Annotated in this window: 14 protein-coding genes; 13 read left to right on the top strand and 1 reads right to left on the bottom strand. The window is 72.2% G+C overall.

Going from position 1 to position 20,629, the window contains the following annotated elements; translation table 11 throughout:
- Positions 1–237: 237 nt before the first annotated feature.
- Positions 238–2,502, top strand: a complete 2,265-nt coding sequence (locus tag D7X30_RS09420) for a PAS domain-containing sensor histidine kinase (protein ID WP_120562632.1) — start codon at positions 238–240, stop codon at positions 2,500–2,502.
- Positions 2,503–2,611: 109 nt separating this feature from the next.
- Positions 2,612–3,430, top strand: coding sequence for a hypothetical protein (locus tag D7X30_RS09415; protein ID WP_120562484.1), 819 nt, complete (start codon positions 2,612–2,614; stop codon positions 3,428–3,430).
- Positions 3,431–3,433: 3 nt separating this feature from the next.
- Here the strand turns inward: D7X30_RS09415 and D7X30_RS09410 are convergent, their stop codons facing one another.
- Positions 3,434–4,357 (bottom strand): TerC/Alx family metal homeostasis membrane protein, encoded by a 924-nt coding sequence (locus D7X30_RS09410; protein ID WP_120562483.1) that lies wholly within the window; start codon positions 4,355–4,357, stop codon positions 3,434–3,436.
- Between the two features lie 209 nt (positions 4,358–4,566).
- Here D7X30_RS09410 and D7X30_RS09405 point away from each other — a divergent pair, with 209 nt between their 5' ends.
- The 11 genes from D7X30_RS09405 (at position 4,567) to D7X30_RS09355 (ending at position 20,626) form a co-directional block, all read left to right on the top strand.
- Positions 4,567–4,974 (top strand): low molecular weight phosphatase family protein, encoded by a 408-nt coding sequence (locus D7X30_RS09405; protein ID WP_120562482.1) that lies wholly within the window; start codon positions 4,567–4,569, stop codon positions 4,972–4,974.
- Between the two features lie 246 nt (positions 4,975–5,220).
- Positions 5,221–6,123, top strand: a complete 903-nt coding sequence (locus D7X30_RS09400; RefSeq protein ID WP_120562481.1) for a DUF2135 domain-containing protein — start codon at positions 5,221–5,223, stop codon at positions 6,121–6,123.
- A 30-nt stretch (positions 6,124–6,153) separates the two neighbouring features.
- Positions 6,154–6,786 carry a DUF1175 family protein gene (locus D7X30_RS09395; protein WP_120562480.1) on the top strand — a complete coding sequence of 211 codons (633 nt, stop codon included), beginning with the start codon at positions 6,154–6,156 and terminating at the stop codon, positions 6,784–6,786.
- On the top strand, positions 6,783–8,381 hold the full coding sequence (locus tag D7X30_RS09390) for a hypothetical protein (RefSeq protein WP_199724212.1): 1,599 nt from the start codon (positions 6,783–6,785) through the stop codon (positions 8,379–8,381). Before D7X30_RS09395 ends, D7X30_RS09390 begins: the two co-directional genes overlap by 4 nt.
- On the top strand, positions 8,378–13,093 hold the full coding sequence (locus tag D7X30_RS09385) for an MG2 domain-containing protein (protein ID WP_120562478.1): 4,716 nt from the start codon (positions 8,378–8,380) through the stop codon (positions 13,091–13,093). The genes D7X30_RS09390 and D7X30_RS09385 overlap by 4 nt, the downstream gene beginning before the upstream one ends.
- A gap of 3 nt (positions 13,094–13,096) precedes the next feature.
- On the top strand, positions 13,097–15,346 hold the full coding sequence (locus D7X30_RS09380; protein ID WP_120562477.1) for a hypothetical protein: 2,250 nt from the start codon (positions 13,097–13,099) through the stop codon (positions 15,344–15,346).
- A 140-nt stretch (positions 15,347–15,486) separates the two neighbouring features.
- Complete coding sequence (locus tag D7X30_RS09375; protein ID WP_120562476.1) at positions 15,487–16,509, top strand: hypothetical protein; 1,023 nt, start codon at positions 15,487–15,489, stop codon at positions 16,507–16,509.
- Positions 16,510–16,639: 130 nt separating this feature from the next.
- On the top strand, positions 16,640–17,323 hold the full coding sequence (locus D7X30_RS09370) for a DUF4142 domain-containing protein (protein WP_158619221.1): 684 nt from the start codon (positions 16,640–16,642) through the stop codon (positions 17,321–17,323).
- A gap of 76 nt (positions 17,324–17,399) precedes the next feature.
- The gene (locus tag D7X30_RS09365; protein WP_147443147.1) at positions 17,400–18,371 is read left to right on the top strand and encodes a hypothetical protein; all 972 of its coding nucleotides are present in this window, start codon (positions 17,400–17,402) and stop codon (positions 18,369–18,371) included.
- A gap of 15 nt (positions 18,372–18,386) precedes the next feature.
- A complete protein-coding gene (locus D7X30_RS09360; RefSeq protein WP_120562631.1) occupies positions 18,387–19,136 on the top strand; it encodes an ATP-binding cassette domain-containing protein in 750 nt (249 codons plus the stop codon).
- Positions 19,136–20,626: a glycine betaine ABC transporter substrate-binding protein gene (locus tag D7X30_RS09355; RefSeq protein WP_120562473.1), complete on the top strand. Its 1,491-nt coding sequence runs from the start codon at positions 19,136–19,138 to the stop codon at positions 20,624–20,626. The genes D7X30_RS09360 and D7X30_RS09355 overlap by 1 nt, the downstream gene beginning before the upstream one ends.
- The last annotated feature ends 3 nt before the right edge of the window (positions 20,627–20,629 follow it).

The raw sequence follows: 20,629 nt of genomic DNA, 5'->3' as shown, positions 1-20,629 counted from the left end.
CTGACGGGGCCCAGCGGTTCACGGAGGCCTCCCATGGCCGCCCGCCACGTCCCCGGGTTCAATCCCAGAGGTGGGCAACCCACCCCACCCCATCCCGCGGGCCCCATCCATTTCGTGACGCGGGATGTCCATCCTCCCTCCACTCCAGCCATGTCCCGGGAGCAGGGGTACGGTGACATTCACTCTTCTCACAGCAGGCGGCCTGCCTCGTCCGACCGGTGCCTCCGGAGCGCCGGCATGAACCCCGTCGCCTCCACGACGGACTCGCTCGCGGACCTGATGGAGGCGCGGCGCGAGGACATCCTCCGGCGCTGGGGCGCACGGCTGGAGCCTCATCCTCCGGGCAGGTCCTCGGTGCTCCAGGAGCGGCTGGAGGGGATGCTCAAGCTGGTGGACGCGCTGGTGCTCGTCCTCCGTCAGGGCGCCGTGGAGACGTGGTCCACGGGGGCGGTCTGGGCCCATGCCCGGGAGATCGGACTGCGGCGCTTCCATGCCGGCGCTCGCGTGGAGACGCTGGTGGAGGAGTACGGCCTGTTGCGCGAGGCCATCCTCGAAGTGCTGGATGTGTCCCACCGGCCGCTCGACACGGAGGAGCTGCGCACGCTGTGGCGCGCGTTGGACCGGAGCCTGACGGAAGCCGTGGCCCACTACGTCCACGAACATGAACAGGCGCTGCGCTCCCGCGAACGGCGGCTGCAGGAGATCCTCGACCACGCCCCGGCCGCCATCTACGCGAAGGACGCCAGCGGGCGGTACCTCTTCATCAACCGCCCCTTCGAGTCCATCTCCGGCCACGAGCGTGGGTCGGTGCTGGGGCGCTCGGACCTGGAACTGTTCCCCCGGGAGACGGCGGAGCGCTTCCGCTACAACGACCGCCGGGTGCTGGCGGCGAAGACGCCGCTCGTCTTCGACGAGGAGGTGCTCCAGCCCGACGGGACGCACCTCTACCACACGATGAAGTTCCCCCTGCCCAGCGTCGTGCAGGGCGAGCCGTGGGCCCTGTGCGGCGTGTCCACGGACATCACCACCACGCGCACGCTGCGCCAGGAGCGCGACGAGGCCCGCGAGCAGCTCCACCGCGTGCTCACGCAGCTGCCCGTCGTGCTGTGGGCCTTCGACGCGCAGGGCGTGTTCACCCTCTTCGAGGGCGAGGGCGTGACGTCCACGTCCGTGCCCTCCCGGGTGATGCACGGACGCTCCGTCTTCGACGTGTTCCGGGACCGGCGCGACGTGCTGGAGGTCATCCTGCGCGCGCTGGCCGGGGAGCGGCTGTCCACGGAGCTGTACCTCATGGGCGTCTGGTTCGAGGTCCGCCTCCTGCCGGTGTTCGACGCGGGCGGGCGCGTGGTGAGCGTGTCGGGCGTGTCGCTGGACATCACCGAGCGGCGCCGGGCGGAACAGGAGCTGCGTGCGTCGGAGACGCGCTACCGGCTGGCCACCCTGGCCTCCCGCGACATCATCTGGGACTGGGACCTGGTGACGGATGAAATCCACTGGAGCGAATCGGCGCCCCGCGTCCTCCGGCTGGACACGTCCCGGGGGCCGCCCGTCATGGACACGGCGTGGTGGACGGACAGCATGCACCCCGACGAGCGCGAGCGGGTGATGCGGGGGCTGCAGGCGGCGCTCGACAGCCACGAGGGCCGCTGGGAGGCCGAGTACCGGATTCGCCGGGGCGACGGGACGTGGGCCTTCGTCGAGGACCGGGGCCGCGTGGTGAAGGACCTCCAGGGCCGCCCGGTGCGCATGGTGGGCGCCATGCAGGACGTCACCGGCCGGCACGAGGCGGAAGCCGCGGCGAAGCGCCGCGCGGAGTTCGAACAGCTGCTCATCGGCATCGTCGGCCACGACCTGCGCAACCCCATCTCCGCCATCACCATGGCCGCCACGTCACTGGCGAAGCGCGAGGACCCCGACCCGCGCGACCAGAAGGCCGTGGCCCGCATCCTCTCCAGCGCCGAGCGCGCGCACCGCATGCTGCGCGACGTGCTGGACTTCACCCAGGCCCGGCTGGGCGGCGGCATCCCCATGGATCCGCGCGAGGTGGACCTCCTGGACCTGGTGCGCCAGGTGGTGGACGAGGTGCAGCAGGCCCACCCGGACCGGCGCCTGGAGGTGTCCGGGCGGGGAGGGGCCCGGCTGTGGTGCGACCCGGACCGGCTGGCGCAGGTCATCACCAACCTGGTGAACAACGCGCTCGCCTATGGAGACGCCCTCTGCCCGGTGCGCGTGCGGCTGCGCGGCCAGCAGGAGGCGGTGACGCTCGCGGTGAAGAACCAGGGGCGCCCCATTCCCCAGCACCTGATGCCGCACCTGTTCGAACCCCTCAAGCGCGCGGAGGCCCAGGACGGCCACCGCAACTCCCACGGGCTGGGGCTGGGGCTGTTCATCGTGAAGCACATCGTGGATGCGCATGGCGGACGGCTGCGCGTGCGCTCCACCGTCCGGGATGGCACAACCTTCCTCGTGCAGCTGCCGCGCCGGCCGCCCCCCCGGGACTGAAGGGGCCGCCCTCCCGGGGGGCGCTTGCCCTCCAGGGAAGGCCCGGGTAGCAAAGGGGCTCCGGCGGCGGGCGGGCCCCGCCCTTCCGGAAGGAGAGCGGAGCAGCGCCATGAACAAGAAGTGGATCCTCGGGCTGGGACTGGGTGTCGGCGGGCTGCTCCTCGTGGGTGGAGGCCTGGTCGCGACGGGGTACTGGGCGGACCGCCAGATGGACGGCGCCGGCGTGGCCGCGCTGATGAAGTCCCAGGAGCGCGCCCAGAAGGTCGCCGAGCTCAACGCCCGCTACCCCTTCCAGCCGCCTGCCACGGGCAAGGTGCTGAAGCTGGACGAGGCGCGGCTGGAGGCCTACCTCGCGGCGCGCGAGGCGACCCTGCCTGCCTACGACGTGCTGCAGAAGGAGTCCCTGGCCTTCGTCCAGAAGCACGGCGACTCGTTCAACAGCAGAAACCGCAGCGCGCAGCTCCGGGCCGCGGGCGCCTCCCTGCGCATGCTGGGCAAGGCCCAGGCAGCCCTCCTCCTGAACCTGGAGGCGAAGGGCATGTCGCCCCAGGAGTTCGGCCGCCTCACCGCCGTGGTGTATCCGGAGCCCGTGGCCGCCGCGCCGGACGCGGGCGTGGCGATGGTGTCCCAGGCGTCCGACCCCGCGAACATCGCGCTCCTGGAGGAGCAGCTCGCCGCGATTGGCCCTCAGCTGGAGGACCCGAAGCTCAGCGAGGCGGAGCGGCTGCAACTGGAGCAGCGCCGCGCCGGGCTGCGCAAGTACATCACCCAGTTGAAGGTGGCCTCCGGCAAGGACGTGAAGGACGCCAACGCCGCCCTGCTGAAGAAGCACGCGGCGCGCATCGCGAAGGCGGCGAACCCCATGTTCGACACGCTCCTGACGAAGCCCCTGAATCCCGGCGGCACCGCGGACCTGCCCATGCCCTGAGCGTCAGGCCTCCGCCTGGCGCACGGACCGGCGGTGCGCCAGGCTGGCGCCCACCGCCCCGCCAATCACCACGACGATGATGGCCACGGACAGGAGCGGCGGGATGTGCACCCACGTCTCCACCACCATCTTCACGCCCGCGAACGCCAGCACCCCCGCAAGCCCGTAGTGCAGGTACTTCAGCTGCCCCACCGCCCCGGCGATGACGAGGTAGAGCGCGCGCAGCCCCAGGATGGCGAAGGCGTTGGAGCTGTAGAGGATGAACGTGTCGGTGGTGACGGAGAAGGCCGCCGGCACCGAGTCCACCGCGAACAGGATGTCCGTCACCTCCAGGCCCACGAGCGCCAGCAGCAGCGGCGTGGCCAGCCTGCGGCCCTGGAGCTTCACCACGAAGTGCGGCCCCTCCACCTGGTCCGTCACCGGCAGCTTCCTGGCCAGCCACCCCACGACGCGGTTGTCCTCCTGCTTCGACGGATCCTCGCGGAAGACGCGCCACGCGGTGACGAGCAGGATGGCGCCGAAGACGTACGACACCCAGCCCCAGCGCTGCAGCGCCGCCGCCCCCACGAAGATGAACAGGGCCCGGAACACCAGCGCGCCGAAGATGCCCAGGAAGAGCACCTCGTGCTGGTAGCGCTGGGGCACGTTCAGGCTGCGGAAGATGACGAGGAAGACAAAGACGTTGTCCAGGCTCAGGCTCTTTTCGATGAGCCACGCCGCCAGATATTCGTGGCCGCGCTCACTGCCCAGCGTCACCCACACAAAGCCGCAGAAGCCCAGGCCCAGGCCCACCCACGCCAGGCTCCACAGCACAGCCGCGCGGCGCGACTGCCCCCGTCCTCCCCGGTGCGCCAGCAGATCCACCACCAGCAGCGCCAGGAGCAGCGCCCAGAAGACGACCCAGGCCCAGGAAGGGGTGCTTTGCATGACCCCACCAACCTAGGCATCCCCCCGGCTTCCGCCCGAGCGAAGGGTTCGCGCGGAGTCAAATCCTACCCATATCCGTCGTCATGACACCCCTTGTCAGGGGGACGTGATGGGGGAGGGGCGAGCGTTGTCCTCATCCCCGCTCAGGATGTGATACTTCCCAGGAAGCCCAGGAACATCATGATTATCAACACTCCAAAGGCGGTGCGATGAACACGGTCATCTTCGCTTGTACGCACAACGCGGGTCGCTCGCAGATCGCGGCGGCCTTCTTCAACCTGCTGGCGGACCCGGCGAAGGCGCGCGCGATTTCCGCGGGAACGCAGCCGGCCGAGCGTCTGCATCCCGAGGTGCTCGCCACCATGAAGGAGATGGGCGTGGATCTGGGTGATGCTAAGCCGCAGCGCCTGACTCCGGAGCTGGCGAGCAGCGCGCAGATCCTGGTGACGCTGGGCGGGCTGCCGGACGCGCCGTCGGTGGCGGACCAGAAGCGCGAGGACTGGCCCATGGAGGACACGGTGGGCAAGTCCGCGGCGGACGTGGAGAAGATCCGCGACACGACGGCCGCCATGGTGTCGGACTTCGTGACCCGCCACGGCTGGGAGCGCCCGCAGTAGTCGGGTGCGGCAGGCAGGGCCCTTCTGACGCGTGACCGTGGGTGTCCGGGCCCGAAAGGCGGACGGACGGACTCGCGAAGAGGGAGGCGAAGGCCGCGACGTCCAGCGTCGCGGCGGGGGGGCTTCCCGGGCCGTGGTGCCAGCGGGGGCCGGGTGGCTTGAAAAGGGGTAGGGGCTTGCCGCACGCTGTGTCTCTTCGCGGACACGCGGTTCGCGCACCCCACTCCCAGGCTCGCAGGCTCCACCATGCTCTCCGTCCTTCTCGCCGGGCTGCTCACGCAGACGGCGCCGGTCTCCGCCCGCCAGCAGGGGGTGCCCATTGGCCGGGGCGACACGGTTCCCAAGGTGGTGTTGAGCGCGCCGTCCGGCGGGTGGACGGTGGACCGGATGCTGAAAATCGAGGGCACGGTGAGCGACCCCTCGGTGGATCCGGTGGTCGTGTCCATCAACGGCGACCGCTACCTGATGCGCACGCAAGGGGGGCGCTTCAGCCGCAAGTTCCCCGCGGCCAGCGGCAAGAACGTGGTGACGGTGATGGCCACCAACAAGGGTGGCACGGCGCGCGCGCAGGCGACGAGCTACGCGCAGGTGCCGCCGGTGCCGCTCAAGGCCATCCTCACGAGCGACACGGACGGCGTCTACACGGACCTGCACATCTACGAGCCCACGGACGCGAGCAGCGCGGGCGACACGCTGGACGTGACGTCGATGGCGCACGTGTACTGGGCGGACACGGAGAGCCCGTCCGGCGGCACGTTCTTCCTCAACGAGCAGGGCGGCGACTTCGACCAGCCGGCATACGGCCCGTACCTCTACGTCCACCGCGCGCCGCCGAAGGGCGTGTACCTGGTGGCGACGAACTACTGGCCCAGCGGTGACAAGGCGCACACGGTGGCCACGCTCAACCTGGCGCTCTTCGAGGGCACGCCGGGCGAGGTGCGCCGCCGCGTGCGCATCCCGCTGGCGACGCCGGGCACGACGCGCGTGCTCGCGTGGGTGAACATCCTGGGAGACGGGCAGGCGGAGGTGTACGTGCCGTCCGCGGATCCGAAGCCCAAGGGGAACGGCTGGCCCACGAACCTGGAGGAGGCGGTCAAGGAGCTCCAGAAGAGTGGTGACGGCGGTGGCGGGGGAGACGAGGGCTACTGAAGCGACCGGCGCTCCCGGCTCGGCCCCGCCATGCGCGTCCTGATGCTCACGTTGTTGGTGAACGCCGCTCCCGCTCCGTCCGGGACGGCCCCTGTGCGTGAAGGCGCGGTCATCGCGTCGGAGCCCGTGGCTCCGGAGACTCGCGCGCGGCTGCTTCGCCGGGAGGTCGCGCAGGTGGCGCTCGCGCAGGTGAAGGCTCCGGACGCCGCGTGGCAGCCGGCGCAGCGCGATTGCGCGGGCCTCATCCGCTACGCGTACCGCACGGCGTACCGGCGCGTGGCTTCTGAACGCCTCTCCTCGCCGCTGTGGCGGGACGCTCGCGGCGGACCTTCCGACTTCGCGGACGCGGAGACGCTGATCAGCCGCAGCTTCGTTCCGCTGGGCCGTGGCGTGGACGCGCGCGAGCAGCTTCGCACCGGGGACGTGGTGGCCTTCCGCCAGGAGCACGACGCGGGCCCCGTCTTCCACCTGATGCTCGTGGTGCGCCCGGAGGACCGGGCCCATGCACCCGCGCGCGTCGTCTACCACCCCGGTGAGGCTGGAGCGCGCGTGCGTACCGGCATCCTGGACTCACTCGCCACCGAGGCGCCGCTGGAGTGGCGCCCCGTGCCGGCCAACGCCGCCTTCCTCGGCTTCTTCCGCTTCAAGGAGTGGATGTCATGACGTCTCCCGTGAGCCCGCCGCCCCCCGCTGGAGGCGGAGGCAAGGGCCCCTCGTCCGCCGTGCGCATCGCGCTCATCGGCGCCATCGTCGTGGGCGTGGGCGTGGGGGCCTTCGTCCTCGGCCGCAAGAGCAGCGGCGGTGGCGGCAGCTCCGCGTTCTCCTCCGGAGAATCCAAGGGCCCGCCGACCGCGGGCGCCACCGTGGAGGGCATGCCGGAGGTGTCCTCCGAGCCCACGAAGATGGAGGTGCCCGGCGCCGCGGCGCTGCCCGCCGTCTGGGTGGACGTGCACTCGCCCGCGAAGGTGCGCGACGCGCTGGCGCGCAACGCGTGGCTGAAGGCGCAGTGGGACAAGCCGCTGGGCCAGGGCTTCGCGAGCGGCTGGGCCGCGTTCCTGGGCTCCACCGGCACCGACCTCAAGGCGTCCTTCAAGGGCGCGGTGCTGGACGTCGTCGCCGGGCAGCTGCTCGACACGCCGTTCCGCACGGTGTGGTTCACCGGCGACGCGCGCGTGGGAACGCCCGCGCTCATCGTCCCGAAGGCGAACAAGACCGCGCAGGCGGCGTGGGACTCGCTGGACGCCGTGGCGAAGCGTGGGGAGATGGTCGCGGACAGCTGCCCCGCCAGCACGGGGAAGGTGCCTGACGGCGGCTTCCACCTGTCGCGCTGGCTCGTCGCGGAGCAGACGGTGTGGGCCGCGCGCTCGGCGGACCGGCTGGTGCTGTCGCGGCACCCGGTGGTGGTGCTCCAGGCGCTGTGCACGCCGTTGCCGGAGCTGGACGCGGACAGAGGCGTGGACGTGGAGGTGGGCTTCGACCCGAACGCCTACGGCCGAGAAGCGCAGCTCTTCACCCACGTGCTGGGCCTGGGCGAGGACACGCGGCTGCAGCTGCGCGTGGACGGCGACCGGTTGGTGGCGAAGGGCATCGCCGGGAAGCTCCGTCCGGACGGGATGGCCTTCGATGGCAAGCCCCTCTCCGACGACCTGCTCAAGCTGGTGCCGGAGGACACGCCGGTGCTGTTCGCGTTCCAGCTCACGCTGCCGGAGTCGCTGGAGCCCGCCCAGCTCAATGCCTTCTGGAAGCACGAGGGCCGGCCCCGGATACGCACGCGCCAGGTGGCCCTGGTGTGGACGCCGCGCGGCAGCACGTCGCTGGAGCCGGAGCTGGCGCTCCTGTGGGGTGATGAAAAGGACGCGGACGGCCTCGCCGCGCTGTTCTCCGGCGGCGCGCGGACGCTGGTGCGCACCACGCTGTGCAAGCACGTGGTGCTGGCCACGAGCCAGCAGGAGGTGGAGCGGCTCCAGAAGGCGTGTGAAGGCCGCGCGCCCAACATGCTCAACGCCGCGGGCCCAGTGGTGGCGGGGCTGCGCGCGCCCTCCACGGTGGTGCTGGGCGTCAACATGGGGCGGCTGCTCAGCGGCCTTGCGACGGACGGCTACACGTCCGAGGCGCGCGTGGACCGCTCGTCGCCCATGCCCAAGGCGCTGCCCCCTGAAATCGAAGCGGCCCGCCGCGACCTGGAGGCCCTGCCGTACCTGGGCTTCCGCGGCAACGTGCAGGGCTACGTCATGCTGTCGGAAGGGTTCGGGACATGAAGACCTCCGTGCGTTTCGCGGCGCTGGCCGCGCTCCTGCTGTCCGGCGTGGCGCTGGCCAAGCCGCTCTACATCACCGTCCCGCGTTCCTACGGCAGCGGCGAGCCGGTGGCCGTGGACGTCGCCTTCGAGGACAAGGGCCCCGTGGAGCTGCGCGTGCTCCAGCCCGCGGACCTGGACGCGTTCATCCGCGCGCAGGGCGACCTGCGGCGCGCGTATGAGACGCCGCCCACGCTGCTCAACCCGGGCCGCGGCCTGAGCCGCGGCCTCAACGCGGTGCGCTCGCCGGGCCTCGTGCTGATGGAGGCGCTGTCGCCCGACTTCCGCCAGGAGGTGGGAACGTCGCTGCCGCCGCCGCCGGGAGAGTCCTCGTCCGGCGAGCCGCTGGCGAAGGTGGCGGAAGGGCCGGAGAAGCTGGTGGGCACGCCGCCGGGCTTCTCCGTGGTGCGCAGCCAGTGGCTCAACCTGGACCTGGGCGGCGCCAACCGGGACTTCAACGTGCCGGGCTTCGACACGGGTGACAGCGGCAGCGGCTTCCAGGAGCGCCGCGTGCTGCTCGCGCCGCTGCCCGCGGGCACCTACGTGCTCCAGTTGGTGCAGGGCCGGGTGGAGGGGCAGGTGGTGCTCGTCGTCAGCGACGTCACCGTGCAGCTCAAGCAGACCGACGGCCAGGTGCTGGTGCGCGTGGCGGGACGGGATCAGCAGCCGCGCTCGGGGGCGCAGGTGCAGGTGTACCTGCCCACGGGCAAGGGCCCCGCGGGCACCACGGACGACAAGGGCGAGGTGACGCTGGCGGTGACGGAGCCGCGCATCATCGCGACGGTGACGGCCGGGAAGGACACGGCCATCGTGGACACGGACTTCTACTCCACGCTGGCGGTGGCGCCGGACGTGTTCATCTACAGCGACCGGCCCATCTACAAGCCGGGCAACGAGGTGAAGTTCCGCGGCCTCGTGCGCCAGCCGGACACGTTCCTCGCGCGGCTCTTCACTCCGAAGAAGCGCGACGTGCGCGTGAAGCTGGTGTCGCAGGAGGGCCGCGCCATCACCACGCGCGCGGCGGTGGATGAGTTCGGCGCGTTCAACGGCACGCTGAAGGTGCCGGACGACCTGGGCACGGGCGTGCTGCGCATCGAGGCGGACCTGGACGAGCACCCCCACCAGGGCGAGGCGCGCGTGCAGGACTACGTGAAGCCCACGTTCTACCTGGAGGTGCAGCCCGCGTCGGAGACGGTGGTGCCCGGCCAGACGGTGAGCGTGACGGTGCGCGCGCGCCGCTACGCGGGCGGCGTGCCCAAGGGCGCGAAGTACGAGGTGTTCCTCTACCGCAGCCTGCTGGACGCGCCCGCGTGGGTGGACGACTCCGGCCGCGGCGGCCAGGGCAGCGCGGTGACGTACGGCACCGCCTCCAGCAGCGAGGGCAAGCTGAGCGTGCCGGAGCGGCTGTACTCGTCCGTCGCGGAGCGCCAGGCCACGGACGACCCGTGGTCCTCCGCGAGCGAGTTCGACGCGGACGGCGAGGCCCAGGTGGAGGTCGCCGTGCCCCCGCTCGGCGCGGGAGAGGACCGGCTGCCGTACCGTTACAGCCTCACCGTGCGCGCACGGGATGATCAGGAGACGTTCGCCACCGGCACCGCCGCCTTCTTCCTGTCGAAGGTGGAGGTGCTGGGCGTGGCGCGGTTCTCGGACGCGGTGGTGCAGAAGGGCTCGGACGCGCAGCTGTCCGTGCGCGCCACCACGCTGTCCGGCAAGGGCTACGGCGTCACCACGGGCGAGGTGGACTTCGTGCTGGTCCGCGCGGACGGCAGCGAGAAGGAGCTGGGCACGCAGACCTTCACCACGCAGCAGGACGGCACGTCGCGCCAGAAGGTGCCCACCACCAACGTGGGCCGGGTGGTTGCGCGCGTGACGGTGAAGGACAAGAAGGGCGAGGAATGGACGGGCGAGGAGTCGCTGCTCGTCATCGGCGGCGCGGACGAGCCCGTGGCGCAGGTGCCCAACCTCACGCTCGCGTCGCTGTCCGGCACGCTGGAGCCGGGCGACAGCGCGAAGCTGGTGGCGCTCATGCCGGACGGCTGGGGCCAGGACGGCAAGGACGCGGGGCCCGTGTGGGTGACGCTGACGGGCGCGAACCTGTACGGCACCACCGTGGTGCCGCTGAAGGGCCGCACGCTGGTGCACTCGTTCCCGGTGGAGAAGCGCTTCGGCAGCGCGGTGTACGCGTCCGTGGCGTACCCCACGGCGACGGGCCGCTGGGAGGAGCGCACGGTGGCGTTCCGTGTGGTTCCGAAGGAGCGCACGCTCACGGTGGCGTTGCAGCCTCGCCGCGCGGAGGCGCTGCCGCTCACGGAGCAGGCCATCGACGTGCGCGTCACCGACAGCGACGGCAACGGCGTGTCCGCGCAGCTGTCCGTGGGCGTGGTGGACAAGGCCGTCTACGCCATCCAGTCGGAGTTCCGCCCCGGCGTGCTGGACTTCTTCTATCCGCCGGCGCGCGACAACGTGACGAACTTCTACTCGGCGGAGTTCCAGGGCTACGGCTACGGCGAGCAGCTGGCGCGAAAGATGGCGGGGCTGCCCGACCACGCGTTCGCGTCCATCAAGCCGCCCAGTCGCAACGCGAAGGATTTGGAGAAGGACACTGCGCACTGGGACCCGGCCGTGGTGACGGACCGGGACGGACGCGCGACGGTGCGCTTCAAGCTGCCCTCCAACCAGACGCTGTGGGTGGTGACTGCGGTGGCGGCGGACACGTCCGGCCGCTTCGGTGAGGGCACGGCGGAGTTCGCCACGCGCGGCGGGCTGAACGTCTACGCGGCGCTGCCGCAGTTCCTGCGCGAGGGCGACGAGGCGCTCGCGTCCGTGCGGCTGGCCGCGGGTTCGAAGTCCAAGGGCAGCCAGGTGCTGGACGTGCGGTTGCAGCCGGGCGGCGCGCTCCAGGCGGAGGTGCTCCAGCGCAAGGTGGAGCTGGGCGAGGGCGGCGAGCAGGTGGTGCCGGTGACGCTGCACGCGGCGAAGACGGGCCCGGCGGAGCTCGCCGTGGACGTGGTGGGCGGCAAGGATCCGCTGCGCGACCTGAAGCGCTTCGACGTGGCCCCGGCCGCCGTGGAGGACGCGGTGCAGGTGAGCGCGTGGGGCGGCGGCGCGCTGGCGCTGGAGGCACCGGAGGCGTCCACGTTGACGCGCGTGGAGCTGGTGCTCCAGCCGTCCACGGTGGACGCGGCGCTCTCCAACGTGCGCGAGCTGCTCACGTATCCGTACGGGTGCCTGGAGCAGCTCGTCTCCACGACGGTGCCCAACGTGGCGGTGTACCAGGTGCTCCAGAAGGCGGGCGCGCTGGACAAGCTGGACCCGGACTCGCAGGCGCTGCTGGCGGAGGCGCGCAGCCGCTCCGTGCAGGGCACGGCCCGCATCCTGGGGCTCGCGGTGAAGGGCGGTGGCTTCACCTGGTTCGGCGGCTACAGCGAGCCCAGCCTGCCGCTCACGCTCATCGCGCTGGACGGTCTGGCGTACGCGTCCGAGGCGGGGCTGGTGGACCGCGACGACGCGCGCATCCAGGAGAGCGCGAAGTGGCTGGAGGCGCAGGAGGGCCTGCCGCCGGAGTACGACGCGACGCGCGCCTACGTGCTGGCGCGCCTGCAGGGCCCGCGTCAGGCGGCGCGAGTGCGTGCGCTGGTGGAGGCCGCGAAGCCGGGGGACCTGTATCCGCTGGCGCTCGCGGTGCTGGCCGCGGAGAAGGCGGGCGTGATGAAGGAGCCCGGCCTCCAGGGGCGCATCCAGGAGCTGGTGAAGGAGAGCGGCGAGGGCTTCGCGAAGCTCGCGGGGCTCCGGGGCGAAGCGGAGACGTCCGAGGCGTTCTACCGCTTCCCGCTGCGGCGCGTGGGCCTCACCGCCATCACCGCGCACGCGGCGTCGTTCGGGTCGCTGGATGTCACGCGCGCGCGCAAGCGCATCCTGGAGATGCTGAGCGAGCCGGGCCTGTCCACCTTCGACCGGAGCACTGCGCTGCTGCACTCGCTCTGGCTGGTGGAGCGTGACGCGAAGGCGTTCAAGGGCATGGCGCCGCCGGAGGTGAAGGGCGCTTCGGCGCCGGTGAAGTTCTCGGTGCGCGGCATGGGCCTCGTGGCCACGCTGCCGGCGGGGACTCGCACGGTGGACGTGGGTGGCTTCGACGGCGTGGCCACGCTGCGCGCCGCCGCGATGACGCCGCTCAAGAGCGTGCAGCCGCGCGTGAACGGGATGTCCGTGGAGCGCGCGTACTACGTGCTGCGCGAGGGCGGGAAGGTGAAGCTGGACGCGGGCGCTTCCGTGACGCAGGGCGAGGAGGTCTACGTGGAGCTGACGCTGGACGCGCGCGGGGAGAACCGGGCGCGCTCGGCGTACTACGTGGTGGAGGACGCGGTGCCGGCGGGCTTCGTTCCGCTCCAGGAGGACAAGGTCTTCCGCGGGCCGCCGCACTCGCTGCCGCTGGCTCCGGAGGCGCTCAAGCGCCGGCAGCTGGACCCCTCGCACGCGACGTTCTTCTTCGAGGAGCCGGCGTGGTGGAGCGACAGCCCACGCACGGTGGGCTACGTGATGCGCGCGCAGTTCGCGGGCACGTTCGCGGCGCCGCCCGCGACCATCGAGGACATGTACTCGGCGCGCATCCGGGGCCGCACGGCTTCGGTCGTGTTGAAGGTGGTGCCCTCGAAGACGTCCGTGAGTGACCTGTAGCCCATGGGGTGGGCCGTCGCCGTCGCCGTGCTGTTGTCGGCTTCGCCCACCTTCGTCACGCGGGGCGATGTGACGCCCGAGGCGGACCTGCGCCGTGAGGCCCAGGCCGCCTGGACGTCCCTGGAGGCGCAATACGCGGCGCAGGCGGGAGGCCTTCCGACGAGGGCCCCCGCCACCGTGACACTCCAGAGGGGCACGTCGCTGTCTCCCGAGCGCAACGCGCAGGGGCGGCCCGGCGTGGTGGAGCTGCGGCAGAACACGCCCGGCGTGCTGGACGCGAGGACGCGCACGGCGCTGCGGCACGAACTGGCGCACCAGCTGCTGTGGTGGGCCTGTCCCGCGTCCAGCGAGGACCGGCTCTTCCACGAAGCCTTCGCGCTGACGGTGAGTGGCGAGCTGCCCGCGTGGCGCGACGGTCCCTATCAATCGCTGTCGCGCGCGGCGAAGGAAGTGGCGAGCGCGCCAGCGGTGGACACGCCGCGAGCGAGGAGGGGGCTCGCTCGCATCCTGGGAGAGCACACGGGTTTTCCCGCCGCGCTGACGCGCCGGCTGCGTCAGTGTCATGACGGAGCGCGGTGGGCCACGCCCCTGACGGTGGAGGAGCTGGCGGACGTGGCGGTGCTCGCGCCCGAGGCGGCCACGGTGGTGGTGAGCCGGCATTCGGGAGAGGTGCTGTTCTCGGAGGGAGACGTGCGCCGCGCGGTGCCCTACGGCTCCACGCTCAAGCCGTTCCTGTACGCGGCGGGAACGGCTCTTGCCTCGAACGCAGATGCGCCGCCACTGCTCGCGCCGCGCCGGGGCGTGCAGGAGTGGGCTTGCGGCGCGGGCCTGCCTCCCAAGGTGGATGCACGGCTCGCGCTCCTGCGCTCATGCAACGGCTGGTTCCTGGACTGGGAGGCCACGGGCCTCGCGCCGAAGGCCTTCGGTGTCTGGGGGCCCGTGCTGTCCGCCGTCGGGCTCACCGGCCTGCCCTCGGACATGACGGAGGCCATCGGGCTCCGCTCCGCGCATGGCCTGTCCCCGTGGGGCATGGCACAGGCGTACCGGCTGCTCGCGGAGGCGCGGCCGGACGTGCTCGCGCTCCTCACCGGCAACGTGGACGAAGGCACGCTCAGCGGCCTCTCCACGTCCAAGGCCCTCAAGGGCGTCGCCACCAAGACGGGCACCGTGCGCGACGCCGCGAGCCGCCCCCAGTTCGGATGGATCGCCGCCGTGGACGCGGACCTCGTCGCCGTCATCGTGCGGCCCGGCAAGATGCCCCGGCACTTCGTGGATGAGCTCCCCGCGCTCCTCACCCGCGTGCGCCGTCAGGCGGGACTGGACGCCGCGCGAGTGCAGGTGCTCGGCCTGCTGCCCTCCGCGACCGTGGAGGCCCGCTGCTCGGGCGCCGGCTTCTCGCTCGATGACGGCACTCCGCGCGCCGCGCCACCGGACTTCTCACGCCTGGACGCGCTCACCGCGAAGGGCCCCGCCGTCTGCCTGGGCAGCCCGTGGCGCGTGCGCTTCCCGGACGGCCCCGACGGTGGCCGCGACTACGCGGGCGTCTTCACCTGGTCCACGCCTCCGCCGTACCGCCCACCACCCGGCGTGCCCACCACGCCCAGCGCCCTCAAGGCCCGGCGCGGCTCCGACTTCGTCTTCCGCACCACGCGCGTGCAGTACGCCGCCGGCGTCGTCGCCGCCGAGGACGTCACGCTCAAAGGCGAAGCCCGCGTCGCACTGGCCCGCGTCGCCGCGCACAACGAGCGCCACGCCGACACCCGCCACTCCGGCCGCGCCCTCTGCGACACCACCCACTGCCAGGCCTTCCGGGGCACCGTGCGCATCCGCCCGGAAGAGACCCGCGCCCTCCAGCTTCCACCCCTGAAGTGGGACGCCTGGCTCACCTTCTCGCAGGGCGGCGACACCCCGTGGCGCGAAGCCCGCACCCGCTCCGAGGTGGAGGCCCTGCTGGGCACGAACCTCGTCTCCCTGCGCTTCGAGTCCGGCCGCGTGCGCTACCTGCGCACCGAAGGCACCCCCGCCGCTCCCTACGAGGACGCACGCTCCCTCCCGTGCGACACGCTGCGCGCCGGCCTGAAGCTCCCCTCCTGCCCCCAGCGCGCCTCCTTCGACGGACCCCAGGTCCTCTTCGAAGGCCAGGGCCGTGGCCACGGTGAAGGCCTGGACGTCGAAGCCGCCAAGGCCAGTCCCGGCCTCTCCAGCGATGCCCTCCTGGAGCGCGCTTACCGCGCCCGGCCCCCCACCCCCTGAGTCCCCCGGCCGTACCCCCACCCAGACCTACCGGGTTTCCCGTTACCCACTCGGGAAACCACGAAAAACGTGCTGACACGGGGAGCGAATCACAGCTATTATGTAAGAATACCGTAGCGCTGTTTGGTTTGAGGGGCCCAATGGCGGAAGGGTTGAGCGAGGCGGAGGCCACGCGGCGCGCGTTGGAGGCGTTGCCGGAGGGCCTTCGGGTGCGCTGGGTCCAGGAGGGCCGCGGGGCCTGGGTGCTGGGCTGTCAGGACTCGAGGCCGAACCTGCACGCGCCCCGGGGCGAGGACGTGCTCATCCAGGGCGAGCTGTGGCTGCTGGGCGCGCGCTACGTGGAGGGCGCGGTGCCACGAGGCGCCCTGCGGGTGTGGCTGCTGGAGGGCCCCGTGCGGCACGTGCTGTCCGCGCGCGTGGCGGTGGGCGGCGAGGACCTGACGCTGGGGCTGGGGCCTCCCGGGGCGCGGGTGCCGTCGGCGCGCGTGGTGTGTCAGCGCGTGGAGTGGCGGCCGTACTCGGTCGCGAACGCGGCGCCGCTGGCGGCGGCCTTCGTGGACCTGTGGCGCGGCCTGGGCCGGGGCTCGCGGCTGGAGCGGCTGGGGCTGGAGGTGGACGGCACGGTGGAGGGCTGCGCGCGCGTGTCCCCCTTCGTGGAGGTGGAGCCGGACCGCAAGGGCAACCGCCGCTCCCCGACGCGCCACCCGCTGCCCTCCTTCGAGGCGGCCACGGCGGACGTGCTGCGAGACTGCCGCCTGTGGCTGCGCGCGACGGCGCACGCGCTGACCCGCGAGCCGCCCTTCCTGCGCGAGGTGTACCTGCCCTCCGGCGACGGCGAACCCCTGCCGCTCCAGGCCAAGGCCGCGAGCGAATCGCTGAGCGCGCTGCTGGAGCGGCGGCTGCGCTGGGCGGAAGGGTGGCTTTCCCCGTCCTCGCTGCTGGAGCTGGAGGTGTCGCGCACGGTGCCCGAGGGCGTGGGCGCCGGAGCCTGCTGGCTCTCCGCGCGCTTCGAGCAGGCGCAGACGGGCGGGATGGCCACCACCGTCACGCTGCTCGACACGCCCACCTTCTCCTCGGATGTGCTGGCGCTCCTGCGCGGCTGGGCCCAGGCCACGGCGCAGGGGCGCGGCGCGGTGGTGCGCGGCCTGTTGCCGGTGGAGTGACGCGGCTTCTTCCCTCGGGCCTCGTACCCGGGGGGAGGGCGCTCAGCCAGGCGGCCCTGGCACCCGGCTTCCGCATCCACACCTTGCCCCCGTCAAACGATCATCCGCGAAGGCGGGGGAGGCAGGGACCATGCGCAAGACGAACTGGAAGACGCGGGCGGTGACGGCGGCGGTCATGACGGGGCTGATGGGCTTCGCGGCCCATGCCGATGACCCGGCCAAGCAGGAAGAGCATGAGACGAAGCGGGGCAAGGCCGTGGGTGAGGCGGCCGCCAAGCGCGTGCAGTACGTGGGCAAGCTGGCCGTCTTCAACAACCGCCAGATCAAACTGGCGCGGCTCGCGGAGCAGCAGGCGTCGGACCCGCAGGTGAAGCAGTTCGCCACCAAGCTGCGCGAGGACCACGAGCAGAGCCAGAGCCGCCTGCGCGACTGGGCCGAGCAGAAGAAGATGGAGGTCAGCGCGCTCACCGACAGCAACATCACCTCCGAGGAGCAGATGGGCACGGGCGGCTCCGGCGTGCAGGAGGGCTACCAGGAGAAGATGCGGGGCACCGGCGAGAAGCTGGGCAAGGCCGTCGACAAGACGACCGAGGAGATCAACGCGCTCCAGGCGAAGCAGGGCCCCGCGTTCGACAAGGCCTTCATGTCGCGCATCGCGGAGGACCAGAAGAAGGGCAAGAGCCTGCTCGAGGAGGGCCACAAGGAGTACAAGAACGACGCCAGCTTCCTGGCGCTCCTGGGCAACGAAGAGCGCGTCGTCAGCGGCAACGAGACGCAGGCGAAGGCGATCGAGAAGCAGCTGAAGAAGCAGTGACCGCGTGTGTAGCGCGGTGGGCGTCGGGCCGACGGGCCGGTTGACTCGGCCGGGTCCGGCGCCTATCCCCTCGCGGATGCGCACGGCACTCGCGGTGATGGGGGTGACATTCGGGGGACTGCTGAGCGCGTGTCTTGCGTCCGCGCCAGTGGCCCACGCGGTCCCGGCCGAGGGCGTGACGCCCTCGGGCCCCTTCGTGGACGACGCGCGCACCCTCTTCGACGGCTGCGTCCCCGTCCCGGACAGCGCCACGTCGCGCACGTACCGCTGCGGCGCGCTCTCCGTGTGGCTGCACGAACAGCCCGGGCTGAGCGAGGCGCAGGCCGTGGACTCCGGCCGTGCCCGCGTCCAGGCTCGGCTGGGCCCGGGCCTCAAGGAAGCCCGCGGTGAGCTGCCGCTCGCGGGACAGCCACACCCCTCCCTCCGATTCGAGCAGTGCTCCCGTGAGAACGCCTGCACGGTGGGCGGCTACGTCACGGCGGTGACGCCCTCCGCGGGCCACGTGCGGCAGCTGGGCTGCGTGGTGCGCGACGACGTCCGCGCGGGGCTGGGCCGGTGCCTGGAGCTGTTCGCGTACCTGGCCACGCGGGGCAATCCGGAGGGCGACACGCTGTCGCCGTCGGCGCTCGTCACGCCGCCCCGGCTTCCGTGGCGGGTGCTGTACGTACCGGAGGGCTGCGAGGTCGCGGACGCGACGACGCGCGCGGGGAGGATCCGCTGTGCCGCGTCCACCTTCTCCTGGAGCGTCTTCCTGCCGGTGCTGCCGGGCACGGGCCAGGTGGAGCGCTGGCGCGACCGGAGCGCGGAGGAGCTGCGCGACGCGCTCCCGGGGGCCGGCCCGGTGGAGGTGCGCGACTGCTACGTGGAGGGCCTGGCCACGCGCTGCGTCCGCTTCACCGCGCCCGCACCGGAGGGGGGCGGTGACGTCCAGGTCTGGACCGGCGGCGTGAACTACAAGGGCTGGGGCCTGTTCGCGGCGTGCAGCCTCCCGGCGAGTGCGCCCTTCCTCTTTCCGACCGCCTGCAACGGCGTGTTCGCTCCGCGCTGAAGGGACGTGGCGTTCGTGTTCCTCCTGGAAGGAGTGTCCAAGCGCTTCGGTGCCGCGCAGGCCCTGCACCCGCTGGACTTGAGTCTGCCCAAGGGCGCCACCACGGTGCTCATCGGCCCCAGCGGCTGCGGGAAGTCCACGCTGCTGCGGCTGCTCAACGGCCTGCTCCGGCCCGACACGGGGCGAGTGCTCTTCGACGGACAACCCCTGCCGGAGGCCGCGGACGCGTTGCTCGCCGTGCGCCAACGCGTGGGCTACGCGCTCCAGGGCGGAGGCCTGTTCCCGCACCTCACCGGCGCGCGGAACGTCACGCTGATGGCGCGGCACCTGCGCTGGCCGGAGGCGCGGATCCGCGAGCGGCTGGCGCGGTTGGTGGAACTGACGCGCTTCCCGGCGGAGGCGCTGGAGCGCTTCCCGGGCGAGCTCTCCGGAGGCCAGCGGCAGCGCGTGGCGCTGATGCGCGCGCTGATGCTGGACCCGGACGTATTGCTCCTGGATGAACCCCTGGGCGCGTTGGATCCGCTGGTGCGCCATGACCTCCAGACGGACCTGCGCGGCATCTTCGAGCGGCTGGGCAAGACGGTGGTGCTCGTCACGCACGACCTGGCGGAAGCCGCCTTCCTGGGCGACGGCATCGTGCTGATGCGCGAGGGCCAGGTGGTGCAGCAGGGCACGCTGGACGACCTGGAGGCGCGTCCCAAGGATCCGTTCGTCACGCGGTTCATCCAGGCGCAGCGCCCGCTGCCCCTGCGGAGGCAGGGATGATGCGCGCGCTGTCGCTGGCGTGGCTGCTGCTGCTCACCGTCGCGTGCACGAGCACCGAAGGAGGTGACGGGCCCCAGGTGCGCGTGGGGTCCAAGAAATTCACCGAGTCCGTCATCCTCGGGGAGATGGTGACGCAGGTGGCGGAGCACGCTGGCGCGCGGGCATCGCACCGGCGCGAGCTGGGTGGCACCACGGTGTTGTGGGAGGCGCTGCGCCGTGGCGAACTGGACGTCTATCCCGAGTACACCGGCACGCTGCGGCAGGAGCTGCTCGTGGGCCGCGCGCTGCCGGACGACGACGCGCTGAGGAAGGCGCTCGCGGACGAAGGCCTGCGGATGGGCGCGTCGCTGGGCTTCAACAACACCTACGCGCTGGGCATGAAGGAAGCGGAGGCCGAGCGGCTGGGCATCCGCCGCATCTCCGAGCTGAAGGCGCACCCGGAGCTGCGCGTGGGCTTCAGCAACGAGTTCATGCAGCGGGGTGACGGCTGGCCCGCGCTGCGCGACGCGTACGGCCTGCCCCAGCGCGACGTGCGCGGCCTGGACCACGACCTGGCGTACCGGGGCATGGAGAGCGGCGCCATCCAGCTCACGGACCTGTACTCCACGGACGCGGAGATCGCCGCCTACGGGCTGCGCGTGCTGGAGGACGACCGGCACCACTTCCCCGCGTACGACGCCGTGCTCCTCTACCGCGCGGACCTGGAGACGCGAGCGCCCCGGGTGGTCCAGGCGCTGCGCCGGCTGGAGGGCTCGCTGACGGAGGCGGAGATGGTCCAGCTCAACGCCCGCGCGCGGCTGGAGCACGTGCCGGAGGCTCGGGTGGCGGCGGACTTCCTCCAGGCTTCACTGGGCCTGACGACGGAGGTGCGCACGGACGGGCGGGGTGCGCGCGTCTGGCAGCGCACGCGCGAGCATTTGTTCCTCGTGGGGCTGTCGTTGATGGCGGCCATCGCGCTGGCCATCCCGCTGGGCGTGGTGGCCGCGCGCCGTCCGCGCCTGGGGCAGGGCGTGCTGGGCCTGTCGAGCGTCATCCAGACGGTGCCGTCGCTCGCGCTGCTGGTGTTCATGATTCCGCTGTTGGGCATCGGCTCGAAGCCGGCCATCGCGGCGCTGTTCCTCTACAGCCTGCTGCCCATCGTGCGGAACACGGCGGCGGGGTTGCAGGGCATCCCGTGGGAGGTGCGCGAATCCGCGGAGGCGCTGGGCCTGCCGTCCGGCGCGAGGCTGTGGCGCATCGAGCTGCCGATGGCGGCGGCGTCCATCCTCGCGGGCATCCAGACGGCGGCGGTCATCAACGTGGGCACCGCCACGCTGGGCGCGCTGGTGGGCGCGGGCGGCTACGGCCAGCCCATCCTCACCGGCATCCGCCTGGACGACGTGGGGCTCATCCTGGAGGGCGCGGTGCCCGCGGCGGTGCTCGCGCTCGCGGTCAGCGGCCTCTTCGAAGCGGTGGCGCGCGTGCTGGTGCCCCGGGGACTGCGCGGCTGAGCG

Source organism: Corallococcus sp. AB011P, assembly GCF_003611605.1.
GTDB lineage: Bacteria > Myxococcota > Myxococcia > Myxococcales > Myxococcaceae > Corallococcus > Corallococcus coralloides.
Note: the sequence above shows the minus strand (reverse complement) of the source record. Positions and strands in the feature narration are given on the sequence as shown.